The organism is Agrobacterium sp. T29, assembly GCF_006970545.1.
In the GTDB taxonomy this organism is placed as follows: Bacteria; Pseudomonadota; Alphaproteobacteria; order Rhizobiales; family Rhizobiaceae; genus Agrobacterium; species Agrobacterium leguminum.
Genome location: NZ_CP040641.1, coordinates 752,978 through 764,685, shown reverse-complemented (window position 1 = coordinate 764,685; position 11,708 = coordinate 752,978). Strand labels below are relative to the sequence as shown.

Sequence of the window (11,708 nt, the reverse complement as noted above, 5' to 3'; positions counted from 1 at the left end):
GGTTTACTCCTGGGGTGGTTGAATTTCGTCGGAGACGGTTTGGGGCGAGCCGTTCACGGACCACGTGATGCCAAGCGCCTCGAAGTCGTCGGGCTGCATCTTTCCGGTCGCAGCGGCACGGGTTGCGAAGCTGAAGGTGAAATCGAGCTGGGCAATCGCGACATTGTCGTCGGTCCAGCCATCGGCAATAACGCTGTTGATCAGCGTCACATTGGTGGCACCCTGGCCCGCGAAGCTGACGCCCTGGAGAAGTACCGAGGCGACATCGACCATGGCGTCCATGCCGATATCGTACTTGTCGCCCTTAAAGCGCGCTTCAAGGCCGCTCGAAACGCTGTTTATGAGGATCAGCCGCCATAGCATGTTGCCCTTCAGCATCCGGCCGTTGTCAGGGTCCGGCTTCATGCCTGTCCAGGCGAGGCCGATGAAGGGCGACAGTTTGACGACGCGCTTGAACTCACCAAGGCTGAGAACCTGCGGCACACGCTCTATCGTGAAAGGGTTTTTGGGAAAGGCGATCCGGAGCCGCTCGATGATAAGTGGCTCTTGGTTGCGGATCGGCGTCAGGGGAAAGCTGTCCATCAGAAGCCCCTCAACGTGTCGAAGGTCACGATGCGCTCGCGGTCGGAAATGCGCGGGCCGGAGCCGACCGCGTTGCCGCCTGTCGGCGATGCCAGCTGAATGTCCAGGTGCACGATTTCCTTGGCGACGTTCTCAAGCCACTTGATGACCTCGGCGCGGCCCTTGGCCATTTCTTCCGAAGGGCTGGACCGTTCGGTATCGGCCAGATCGTAGCGGGCGAGGATGCAGGTGGCACGAACCACATCCTGCGGCGGGTTTGCGATCGGCGTCAGGTAGCGGCCGCGAATGTAGCTGTTGATCAGCTCGGTGGCGTCGGTCAGCGCGGTGTTGACCTTTTCCACGTCCGGCGTCTCGGCTTCACGGTCTTCCGGATTGGACAGGCGCACGATCTGCACCTCTCCAAAGCGGGCGATCATGTCGGTGACGGTGGCGTACATGGTCACTTCTCCCGTGATTTCAACATGAACATGAAAGCGGTAGCGCCAGCCAGGCCGCCCGCGATCTGAAAAAGCGAAAGGCTGAGGCTGACCAGGAGGAGCGACCGAGGAGCGGTAAAGAGCACCAGAACCAGAAATGCCAGGGTCACCGCGATAGCGCCAATGATGGCACCGCCGAGGCAGGCAGCCAGTTCTTCGACGGTGGGTTTCTTCTTGTCTGTCATGGTCTTCCTCAAGGCGGGGATTAGGGCTGACCCGAAGGCCAGCCCCGGTGCAGGCAGTTGGATCAGCAGTAAATCCAGCGGCGGTAGTGCAGAGACTGCCCGCTGGTCAGCCAGCTTTCGCGATAGATGTCCTTCAGCTTGCCGATGACCTTGAAACTGGAGACCTTCGGGAGGGCGAGATGCGCCCAGAGGAAGGCCGCAGGCTTGGCCACGGCGTGCACCACGAAGCGCACGAGGTTCAGGGCGAAGACGACAGTGTCTTTGGCGAACGTCGAGAACGCTGTGAGGCAGGCGAAGAAAGCGAGGCTGAAATAACGTCGTGTCATGCGGTGTCCTCTTTGGGTTGGCTTCAGGGTTTTGCCGCTGTTGCCGATGGCCTCTTGCGAGCCTCGTGCCATCGGAGGGCTTCGGGGCGATCGGTCCGGCGTGCTGATCCGGTCCTCCCGCTCCTCGCGGCGCTCCCGTCAGGGATTACTTCTTCTCTTTGCCGCCCTCCGAGGCGGCGATGGTCTTCGTCATGTCTGCAATCGTCGCGACGTGACCTTTGATCGTTTCGCCGTCTTTTTTGATGTGCGCTTCGAGATCACCAACGCGCTCCTCGGCTTTCTTCAATTTCTTGCCGAGGGCGTCGATCGCATTGTCGTGTTCCGCCTTAGTGTCTGCGAGCTTTTCGGCGACGGCGTCGGAAACAGCCTGGTTAAAGCTGAGCTGAAGCTTCTGGCGCTCGATCTCGACGCGGGCGTTTACCGCCTGCTCAATGTCGGCGCTGGAAACTGCGACTGTGCTGCCGGCGACCTCCTGGACGATGAAGGCGGGGTCGGCGCGAAAAGCTTCAAGCTCGGTATCGGTCCATCTGCCGGGTTCATAGAGTGCCTGAGCAGGATGCTCGACACCGTTGCGGCGGATGCCCGGTTTCGAGCAGATGATCTGGATTTTCGACATGTGTGGTTCCTTGGCTTCGGGTTTCGGGAAAGCGGCGACGCGGCCGTTTTCCGGAAACCCGCCAGCAATCGGGAGGTGACTGCTGGCGGTGCGGTCGAGCGGCGGATCAGCGCCCGGCCGGTTACGCGAGATGCGGGATGACGACGACGCTTGCGGTCTTTGCCCAGACGTTGGTGTCACCACCGTTGATCAGGGCAGCTTCAACGATCTTGCGGGCCGTCGCTTCGAGTACGGGCGGCACGAGCAGCTTGACCGGTCGGATCGCCTGTATCTGTCCATCTTTTCTACGGATGGACTGCATGGCGGTACGGGCGGCATCATAGTTTTCCTGCGTCAGCTCGGCCTTCGACTTGTAGGCGAACTGCCACATGCCGAAACCAGCGTTGCCGCGTGTGTCGGCGCCCCAGATGTATTCGGCGCGCCAGAAGACGTTCGGGTCTTTTTCGTCGAACATCTGGGTCAGTTTGATCTTCTTACGGTCCTGCCAGATCATCGGCTTGATGACCTGCGTATCGTCGATCAGGTACCAGGCCGGCTGCGCACCTGCGGTATAGTTCGACACCGAAATCTGATTACCCTGCTCATTGTAGCCGGGATGGTCGGTATCGAAGTAATACTGTCCATCATAGCAAGTGACGGTCTCGCCCTTCTTGAACAGAGGCCAAACGAGAGTATCGGGGAACGATTTGCCGTCCTGCCCGAACTGTGCGGCCATGGGTGTGAATATGCCGACCTGATCGTCTTCGATCTGTTTGCGCTTGATCTTGATCGTCTTCTCGAAGTCGCGGTTAACGATCTGATAGAGAGACGCACCGACATCATGGGCAACACGATCGCCGATCCATTCACGGAAACCGGGCAAGTCGTCCAGGCGCGGATACTGGTTGGCGAAGGTCGTAGACGTGACCGTCATGGCGATGGTCTCGTAAAACGCAGGCGTGGCGGCCATCGCCTGGTTAAAGATGGTCGAAAGCGAGGTGTAGATGCCCCGCAAATTGGAGATCGTGATATCCATCGTGGTTCCTTAGAGGGGCTTGAGCCAGACGCCGTCGGCGTCAATGGCATGGAGGATGCCGGCCGGCAGCAATGCGCCAGCAGCGAGCGTGAAGGTGTCATCTGCCGAGGCGTAAACGGTCTTGCCGATATCGGCGGCGGTGGCACCGGCCAGTGTGATGGCAGTGACATCCTTCTTCGCGTTGATGAGGCGGTCACCGGTCGCGCCGTCGCGGTTATCGACGTTTTCTTCCGCGAAACCGATCAGGGCGACGCAGGAGGCATGACCGGCCGGCACGGCCGCGAGCGCGGCGGTCACGCCGATATAGGTGCCGCCGAAGATGCGGACGCCGGCGAGAACGGGATAACCATAGGCATCGCCGTTGCGGGTCTTGCGGCGAATGTCAGCGGTAGCTGCCATGTCACATGTCCTTTCCGAAGAGCGCCTTGTGCTCTTTCTTGAAGGCTTCCTGATCGACGCCCATCAGGGCAGCGACGGTAAGCTCATCACTGGTTGCGGTTTCACCCTCGGCGGGCGGCTGACGGCCGCCGAGGCCGCCGGCGTTGAGCGACGGCATGACCTTCAGCTCCGCTTCGACTTCGGTCGGGTTTTTCATGTGGCGAGCGATGAAGTGCTCACGCAGGGACGGCACGATCTGCATCTTGGCGATGGCGGCATCGACGACGGTGGTGGCCTTTTCCTTTGCGGAATCGGTGATCAGCGTTTCGACACGGGTATTGAGCGCCTTGATCTCGTTTTTCAGGGTGGCGTTTTCCTGCTCGATGCCCGAGGCAGGCTTCGTTTTCGCCTGAAGGGCGGTCACCAACGCGTCAGCGCCGACAGTCACTTCGACGCCGGCGACTTCCGCCAGCTTCGACATCAAGGCCGCATGCGCGGTCTGGGCAGAGTGAGCCGCCGTGAGCGCCGCAAGGATCGCGGCCTCATCTGCGGTTTCCGGCAGGCCAAGCGCCTTCCGGAGAACTTCCAAATCCATGGTGGTCTCCAAGTTCTGAGAGTGAAGCGATTTCAGGTTGAGGTTGGGATCGTTGGTCAGCGCCACGCGCAGCAGCTTGTGAACCGCAAAGGGAGCCTTGGCGCTGTGGGTGAAAACCGGGGAAATGTAACCGTAGGCTTTGCCCTGCATCATCGTCAGGCCATCGGGCGTCCACTCGACCTTCGCCCAGACGCCATCGTCACGGCGCTCCAGCGCGGTAAGCCAGCCACGCGCAGGCGCGGAAAAACCCTGCTTTGCCGCAAGGTCGGTCGAATGGTTCTCATCGACCGGCAATTTCTTGCCCTCGGCATTGAATGCCGAGATCAGGGCGTCGGCATTGTCCAAGACATAAGGGCCGCGACCATCGACGCCGGAGAAACGGCCGGTCGGCAGAACGTGCAGCCATTCGGGAACCGTGGCGGCCGACTGCAACGCGACAATATGGGTCGAGACCGGCGCAGCCGAGGCCGAATGAAGTGCAACAACAGTGGTCGAGATCAGGTTTCGCATGGTCCGGATATGCCATGCGGGCAAAATTCAATTCATGCCTGCGCCTGCGGGCGGGCCTGAAGGAAAGAGAATTTCAGCGGGGGGAATAGCGGTCCACAAAACCGAAGACGGTTTCGGCGATCATCGCTTCGTCATCCGACGATATACCGAGGAAGGGACGTGCGGGCAAGGTAACACTGTCGGCTTTGATAAGGTTCCCGCCGATCCGGAACCGGAGATGCGTTGCCCGAACCGGCACGATCGTCGCGCCGAACTGGTGAGGGGCAGCGTAAATGACATCGGTGCCAACAAGTACCTCGTCATTGCTTGCCCTGGCATTGATGCTGTTCCGCAGCCGGCCGCTTTCGGTCAGGATGCGGGAATTGCGCTTGTCCTCGGCATATCCCGTGTTCAACGCCTGCCACGCTTGACCGTCCGGATCGGTCTGGGTGACGAAACGCATATGGGTCGAACCGACAAGGCCAACGCCGATCGCGCGCATAACGGGCGTCGTGTTCGTCATCAGGCCTTCGAGCTGGCGAAAGCCGCGTCGGACTTCCGAATCGAGAACCTGTGCCGTGATCGAGATCGATGCGCCGCTCATGCCAAGAACCTCACTGCCAGCCGGGGCCGAAGGCGTCCGTCAGATCAGAACGGCTGACACGCTGGAGCGAGGTCATATAAACGGTCTTCCGATCGGCCTTCATGACGATATCGACATCGGCGCGATAAAAGACACCATCATGTTCGCCGACGAAGGCCGGCCGGCCGCGATTGTCGCGAAGCAGCTTTCCGGACTGGACGAGCTGGCCGGGAATGACGCCGATGGTGTCGGGCGTCAGAGCTTCAGCTATTTGCGCCTGGCTGCGGATGGTGTCAGCCGTCAGGCGGATTTCCGTGCCTGCGGCGACATCGAGGGCGGCACCCGTCGCCTTGTTCGCCGTCGCAACCGGCGTCCAGGCACCGTCAGGCCATTTGCCCTTCAGCGCCGATTGAACGAAGGCCGCGACCTGCACCTGGTCGGCGCTGACCGCCTTCGGACCAGGTGCGGTTTGCGTCAGCCAGGCAGCGCCGGGATTGTAGGCGAAAGACGGATCGATCCCCCGCGGCTGGTCCGTGCCGAGTTGGTCAAGGTTCGGCGGCGTGTCCGGCCCGGATTTGCCGAGGCGGCGGAGACCAGGACGAGACACCGGCGTGACGAAGCAACCGCACCGGTAGCCGTTCGGGGGATACATTTTCGCCCAGACAGGATCGGTCGCTTCGTAGCAATCGCCATCCCATGCCTTGTGCTCCAGGCGCGGATGCAGCGCGCCGGAATGATTGTACATCCAGTAGGGAAACGCTTCGAGCGTCTCCGGGGCCGTCATCTGGGCGTAGCGGCCGGCCGCGTAAGCCGTGCTGAGATTGGTTTCGAAGATCAGGCGGGAGCGCCAACCGCGTGAACCGTTGTATTGCCAGCCGTGGCGCGCCACGATCGCATCGAAGTCGGCACGGAAATCTTCAAGCGTCAGGCCCTGTTCGGCCGCCTTGATGATCGCTGCCTGGAAATCCTCGACCAGCGCTTTTTTATTTGCGCCCGCCACCATGAACATCTTCGAATGGGCCGCGTCCCAGACATCGCGATAGCTTTCCGTTGGGACGGCCGTTTTCTGGCGAAGGAAGTCGATTGCCTCATCAAACGGCAGATTGATCGCGGCCACCGTCGTTGCCATCAGAGCAACGGCCAACGGCTTAAAAGTTGAGGCGTTTTTAAAGGCCGTGGAAGCGATTTTCGGGCCAGAAGCTACGGATGCCGCAAAAAGCCCCCTGAAGCGCGCCAGTGGGCCTCCTGTCATGACTGCCTCTTGAGGTCATCAATGAGCGCGGCCTGCCCGATCAGGTGCGCCATCGTCATGCCACGCGCCATGGCTTCCGCGAGATCCTCGGCCGACAGATCGAGATCCGCGAGTTTGCGGGCCGCGTCCCGAAGATCCGTCGCGGTGGACAGGATCTCGCGGACCTCGTCGATCATGCCATCCATGGCGGCTGCCGCATCCTTCTCCAGCCGATCGGTCAACTTTTCGAGCAGGTCCGGTTCATCGCGGGAATGCGCCAACGCGAATAGACGATCGAGGCTTTGCTTTGCGGTCAGCGGTTTTCGCTGGGGCCTGTCCTCGGGCGGAACGACCGTCTCGACACGCCCGCCGACCAGCTCGGCATCCGTCGCAGGTGTGGGAATGCCGAGGCGGTCACGAAGGAAGCTGGCCTCAGCCGTCAAGCCGTGTTTCGCGAGCTTGTCGAAGGCCTCGGCAAAGTCCTTCAGCGGCACTTCGTCCGGACGGCCGATGTGGATGGTTGGATATTCGTCCTGGGGGCCGAAGTTGAAAGCGATGATGTTCGGCACGAGCTGCGCATTAAGCGTGTCGGATGCGTCAAGCGCGTCGGAACGTTCAATATCTTCCTGGACAAGGCGATGTTCTTTGGCCACTGCATGACCACCGGAAACAGCGTCCGTCGTTGTCGTCTGGCCGAGGATCAGTTTGGAAGTCTCGCGATTGTACCAGTCCGCCCGCCTTTCGAACATGTCGGTCGAGCTGCTCTTCGAACCCACCTCATGGAACTCGATCAGCATTTCGCGGGGAATGATGGCCGCGCAGTCGCCGGCGATGCCGGAGACCGCCCGCCACAAGACATCCTTTTCCTGTTCGGTTGCGCCACGGCCATATTTGCCGATGCGGATTGGCTGGCCATAGTTCTGTGTGAAGACCGCCCAGTCTTTGACGGTGAAGCTCTTGAACATCCAGAGCCAGACCGCGACGCGGGCAATACCGGACCGGATGGTCAGACCTGATTTAGCTTTGGAGCGATGGACAATGAACTTGTGTGGAATGAGGGGCTCACCGGCAGCGCCCTCGCGTAGCAGCAAGGTTTCGCCGTCCGCCCGGTCAAACGTGAACCAGCGCTGCGTCCGCCAGATCATCGCGCGCGGAAGCACGTTGCCGTTCTTGTGGTGCCAATCTATCTCCAGGACGGAAATTGCCTTGCCGATCGCATCGAGCATATCGAAGAGGCTTGAGCGCAACACGCCAGTCTTGATCCACTCGCGCAGAAACTCGGCATGCTTCTTGTGTTCGGCGCCATCCGACGCGGGCGTGACAGTAATCGGCAATTGCGAAACTGAGCGACGGCGCGTGGCGAGCTGCGCGAGATAATGGCTATCGCGTTCTTCGATGTCTTCGGCCAGCTCGAAATAGGCTTCCACCTCGCCCTGGTCGGCGGCGCGCAGAATGGATGCCAGCTTGATCGGCGTCATGCCATCGGCCGGATGACCGGAAATCCACTGGCGGACACCGCCCACCTGTGCACCGGCCACTTCTTCCGTCAGCTCGGCAACGCTGACGACCTTGCCGTCCTGATCCTTCATGGAGCTGGCGAGGTGACGAGAAATCTTCTGCTTCTTCTTTTTCGCCATTAGAGCGATCCTCTCAGGTAGATATTGACGGTTCCGCCACGGCGATCGTCGTCATGCATCGGCGGGCCGCCATTGTGGCCCTGCATCGGATTGATAGCCTTGCGGCTGGTCTCGTACTCGTAGGCGATCGCCTCCTGGTTGGAAGCGAACCACGCCAGCGCGCCAGCCGGCGCGGTATCGCCGTGGCGATCGTAACCGTCAGCGCCCTTCGTCGAATGTTCATCCGGAACCTTGATGATCCCGTTGACGTAGGCGAGTGCTTGGTGATCGGCGAGAACATCGGCGTCGTTCGGCAAAAGCAGGCTCTTATCGACAAAGGCTTCGATGTAACCGGGCATGTTGGCCGCGTACCACTTGGCAGATGTCATCACTTCGTGGATGCATTCCCCCCAGCGCTGGCGGGCCTTTTCGGCAAGGTACTGGCCGTTGCCTCGCGCATCGAGCGCGCCACCGATGAGACGCGGCAAGGCATCGCCAATGTAGAAGAGGATGTCGCGCTGCTGGTCGAACGGGATGTTCTTCAACTCGACAATCAGGCGGGCGCGGCGGATGAGATCGGCCCCGATCTCGAAGACCACGATTGCCGTCTTGTCGCCAGAACGGGCAAAGTCTTCCCCGAAGCAATGTTCCCGGTCCTTGTCGAGCTTGTCTAAAAGGGGCTTCAAGAGGCCTTCACAGAACTCGTCAGCCTGTTCGGCCCGCTCAAAATCGTCGAGGTTCTTGAACTCGTCCGGCCGGTCCCACCGCACGACGGCTGGTAGATCGGCGGACATGCAGCGCTCGATCAGGACGCGGGTCAATGCCGCCCCTTCCGATTCGGCCGGGATCGCGTCCAGCTCCTGTTTCATCTTGGAAGTGCGCGTGCCATAGGCCGAGCGGATTTTCGCTTCCCAGGCGTCTTCCTTCTCCTGTGACCATTCCTCCCCCTTGATCAGGCAGACGCGTTTGAACAGACCATTCTTTACGGCATCGCCGAAGGTAAAGGTGTGGAAGTTGAAGCCGTTCTTTCCGGCCTCGGCTTCCTTGATCAGTTCATTGAACGGGTTGCTGACGCCGTTGTGCGAGGAAATCACACGGACCTTGCCGCCCCAGATCAGAAGTGCCGCGACGGAATCAATGACGGCGCGCACATCACGATGGAAGGCTGCTTCGTCGATGCAGACCGTGCCCTGAAGACCACGGATATTTTCCGGCCGGGAGGAAAGCGCCTCGATGCGGAAACCGGACTTGAAACGGATGATATAGCTGGAGATCGCGTTCGTGGTACCGTCGTCACGCTGATCGAAGAAAATGCCATCCTCGATCGTCAGCAGTTCCTTGGCGACGGTCTTTGCGAAATGCGCCGCATAGCCGATGAACTCCCGGCCCTTCGGCTTGGTGTCCGGAATGTAGAAATAGTTCTGCCCGCCTGCCGATCGCTGGGCGGCGGCGATCAGCGTTGCATCCAGCGCCTCGGCGAAGGTGATGCCGGTTCGGCGGCCCTTGGCGCAGCCCTTCAGCAGACTGTCGTCGGCAATCCATTCGGCCTGATGCGCCATAAGGACGCCTTCGGCCAATGGATCGAGATCAGCCGGAATATCGGCACCACGAGGCAATTCGTCCGGCAACTTGGCCGGATCGATCGGAAGCACTGGCGGGTCGGTCCACTTGCCTTGCGGCAAACCGGGCAAGGCTTCAGCCACGCTGTTCCTCCATGCATGCAAGACCGGTCCCTTTGCAGGACCGGCAATCGTTCTTCAGGTCATAGACGGTGCTGGAAATCGTGCCGTCACGTCGGCGGTTGATCCGCTTGATGGCCCGCCCTGTGCCATCGCACCTGGTGCAGGGGGCTTTCGGAAGAGTGACGGTCATTGGTCACCATCCTTATTCTCCACATCCGGAGAGACCTCGGGAACGGATTTCGCCTTCGGCCGCACGCCGAGGAACTCGCGACGGGCGCGGGCGATAGCCTCTTTCGAAATGCCGGGTTCGTTCGAAAGAACGTCGAGCGCCTTTTCCGCCTTCGCCTTCATGTCGGCCTCAATGCGTCGGGCCTTCTCTTCAGCTTCGAGCTTCAGACGGCGGTTCGAAGACGTGACCTGGGCGGCCGAGGCAGCGCGCAGCGCGTTCGCCAGCTCCATGGCACCTTTCGGCGAAATGCCCGCATCACCAGCCGATTGCAGCAGCTCGAAAATCAACGTCTTGATCGCCTCGGCCGCGATCAGGGTCAGATCGTCGGAACCGGCCGCGTCCATGCGCTCGGAAATGGTAGCGGCGATTTCGCGGGTCTGTTCAAGCCGGCGCGTCATCTGTGACAGTCGGATGGCGAAGCGATTGAAGGCCGAAAATGACGGGATGTCGAAATCGAGACCGATTTCGCCCTGAAGCGCGATCAGCTTCGTTTTCCACTCGGCATAGATGTCGAGCTGGCTTCGATCACGGTCGGCAAGTTCCTGCGATGCCCAGGAGATCGCGTCACTGCATTCCTCGGGCAGGAGATCAATTGCTGAAAGACGGCCGCGTGCTTTCGCCATGTCAGGCACCCACGCGTGACGGACGCTTCACGCCCTCGATGGCGGACTGGCGATCGACATGGCGACGGCCGAGATCGGTCAAGGAAGCAATCTTGACAGTGCCGGCACTGACGACGACAACAGCGCCCATGGTCTCCAGATACTCGATCTGCTGATGCACCCATGGCCGTTCCTGGTTGATGCCAAAATTGGCAAGGACCGGCTCAAGCATGGAGCTGCTCAGGCTCTCATTTACCTGTTCCGCCAAGGCCCTCAAGATGATGAGCCGCGCTTCTTCGCGCATGATTTTCATATAGTCGATGCCGATGCTCATTGTTTGCCTGCCGTTTCCACCAGTAGCTGGTTCATTCTTTCGTTCGTGGCTTTGATGGGCTTGAGGGTTTCGTTCAGCGTGTCGAGGCGGCCATTCACCTTTTCAAGGGCAAGCTCCAGACGGTGCTGGCTTTCCCGGTCCGGCAGGTGACGCATTTCCCCTTCGATCGCCTGGATGCGGCGGTCATGGCTGGTCAGCTTGGTTTCATGGGCCTCGACGTCTTTGCCCAAGAGCGCGATTTCCTCGCGACCGCTTTTGATGTCAGCCTCAAGCTTCTTTTCGCCGCTGGAGAAAAAGCCCTTGAGGTGACCAAGGACAGCCAGGCTGGAGAGAACCAGCGTCAGCCAGGGAATGATTTCGGTCGGCGTCATCGGCGGGCCTTCTCGAACTTCGTCTGACAGACGATGCACCGTGTGGCGGATGGCAATGCGATGCGGCGCTCGCGGGGAATGTCGTTCGGGCAGTCTTCGCACTCGATCGTGCCGGGTGTGCGCAGGGAGCGCGAGGCGGCGGCAATCCCGGCCTCACGCTCTTGCTCGGCCCGCTCGGCCGCCAAATCGAGAGCGGCGTTTCCACCGAAATTCATGGTGAGGTCTCCGGCATGTTGTCGATCGCCGCGACGGCAGCAGCTCGGCGCGCGTCGCAGGACAGGATTTCAGTTCGGTCGGCACTCCAGCGGGTGGCGACCTCCCGCTGGGAAAGGTCACGATCCGGCAGATCGCCAACTGCGCAGGGCACACGGGACGCGGGCGGCACGGCGGGCTTGACG

At 60.7% G+C, this 11,708-nt stretch carries 16 protein-coding genes; all 16 read right to left on the bottom strand.

Annotation, left to right across the window (positions count from 1 at the left end):
- Window positions 1-3: 3 nt before the first annotated feature.
- The 16 genes from FGF54_RS18540 to FGF54_RS18465 all read right to left on the bottom strand — a co-directional run bounded on the left by FGF54_RS18540 (window position 4) and on the right by FGF54_RS18465 (window position 11,525).
- A complete protein-coding gene (locus FGF54_RS18540; protein WP_142780710.1) occupies window positions 4-582 on the bottom strand; it encodes a hypothetical protein in 579 nt (192 codons plus the stop codon).
- Window positions 582-1,019, bottom strand: coding sequence for a gp436 family protein (locus tag FGF54_RS18535; protein ID WP_142780709.1), 438 nt, complete (start codon window positions 1,017-1,019; stop codon window positions 582-584). The genes FGF54_RS18540 and FGF54_RS18535 overlap by 1 nt, the downstream gene beginning before the upstream one ends.
- 2 nt (window positions 1,020-1,021) lie before the next feature.
- Window positions 1,022-1,243 (bottom strand): hypothetical protein, encoded by a 222-nt coding sequence (locus tag FGF54_RS18530; RefSeq protein WP_142780708.1) that lies wholly within the window; start codon window positions 1,241-1,243, stop codon window positions 1,022-1,024.
- 62 nt (window positions 1,244-1,305) lie between these two features.
- Complete coding sequence (locus FGF54_RS18525; RefSeq protein WP_142780707.1) at window positions 1,306-1,569, bottom strand: hypothetical protein; 264 nt, start codon at window positions 1,567-1,569, stop codon at window positions 1,306-1,308.
- Window positions 1,570-1,714: 145 nt separating this feature from the next.
- Entirely contained in the window at window positions 1,715-2,185 is a 471-nt protein-coding gene (locus FGF54_RS18520; RefSeq protein ID WP_142780706.1) for a hypothetical protein, read from the bottom strand.
- A gap of 121 nt (window positions 2,186-2,306) precedes the next feature.
- Window positions 2,307-3,200, bottom strand: coding sequence for a Mu-like prophage major head subunit gpT family protein (locus tag FGF54_RS18515; protein ID WP_080866970.1), 894 nt, complete (start codon window positions 3,198-3,200; stop codon window positions 2,307-2,309).
- A gap of 9 nt (window positions 3,201-3,209) precedes the next feature.
- On the bottom strand, window positions 3,210-3,599 hold the full coding sequence (locus FGF54_RS18510) for a hypothetical protein (RefSeq protein WP_080866969.1): 390 nt from the start codon (window positions 3,597-3,599) through the stop codon (window positions 3,210-3,212).
- A gap of 1 nt (window position 3,600) precedes the next feature.
- Complete coding sequence (locus FGF54_RS18505) at window positions 3,601-4,683, bottom strand: phage protease (RefSeq protein WP_142780705.1); 1,083 nt, start codon at window positions 4,681-4,683, stop codon at window positions 3,601-3,603.
- A 73-nt stretch (window positions 4,684-4,756) separates the two neighbouring features.
- On the bottom strand, window positions 4,757-5,266 hold the full coding sequence (locus FGF54_RS18500) for a phage virion morphogenesis protein (protein ID WP_142780704.1): 510 nt from the start codon (window positions 5,264-5,266) through the stop codon (window positions 4,757-4,759).
- Between the two features lie 10 nt (window positions 5,267-5,276).
- Window positions 5,277-6,374: a phage minor head protein gene (locus FGF54_RS18495; RefSeq protein WP_142780703.1), complete on the bottom strand. Its 1,098-nt coding sequence runs from the start codon at window positions 6,372-6,374 to the stop codon at window positions 5,277-5,279.
- A 119-nt stretch (window positions 6,375-6,493) separates the two neighbouring features.
- On the bottom strand, window positions 6,494-8,113 hold the full coding sequence (locus tag FGF54_RS18490) for a DUF935 domain-containing protein (protein ID WP_142780702.1): 1,620 nt from the start codon (window positions 8,111-8,113) through the stop codon (window positions 6,494-6,496).
- The gene (locus FGF54_RS18485; protein WP_371734018.1) at window positions 8,113-9,744 is read right to left on the bottom strand and encodes a hypothetical protein; all 1,632 of its coding nucleotides are present in this window, start codon (window positions 9,742-9,744) and stop codon (window positions 8,113-8,115) included. Before FGF54_RS18485 ends, FGF54_RS18490 begins: the two co-directional genes overlap by 1 nt.
- A gap of 216 nt (window positions 9,745-9,960) precedes the next feature.
- Window positions 9,961-10,626: a DUF3486 family protein gene (locus FGF54_RS18480; RefSeq protein WP_142780700.1), complete on the bottom strand. Its 666-nt coding sequence runs from the start codon at window positions 10,624-10,626 to the stop codon at window positions 9,961-9,963.
- 1 nt (window position 10,627) lies between these two features.
- A complete protein-coding gene (locus FGF54_RS18475) occupies window positions 10,628-10,939 on the bottom strand; it encodes a hypothetical protein (protein ID WP_142780699.1) in 312 nt (103 codons plus the stop codon).
- A complete protein-coding gene (locus FGF54_RS18470; RefSeq protein ID WP_080866962.1) occupies window positions 10,936-11,310 on the bottom strand; it encodes a DUF2730 family protein in 375 nt (124 codons plus the stop codon). Before FGF54_RS18470 ends, FGF54_RS18475 begins: the two co-directional genes overlap by 4 nt.
- Window positions 11,307-11,525, bottom strand: a complete 219-nt coding sequence (locus FGF54_RS18465; RefSeq protein WP_142780698.1) for a TraR/DksA C4-type zinc finger protein — start codon at window positions 11,523-11,525, stop codon at window positions 11,307-11,309. The genes FGF54_RS18470 and FGF54_RS18465 overlap by 4 nt, the downstream gene beginning before the upstream one ends.
- Between the last annotated feature and the right edge of the window lie 183 nt (window positions 11,526-11,708).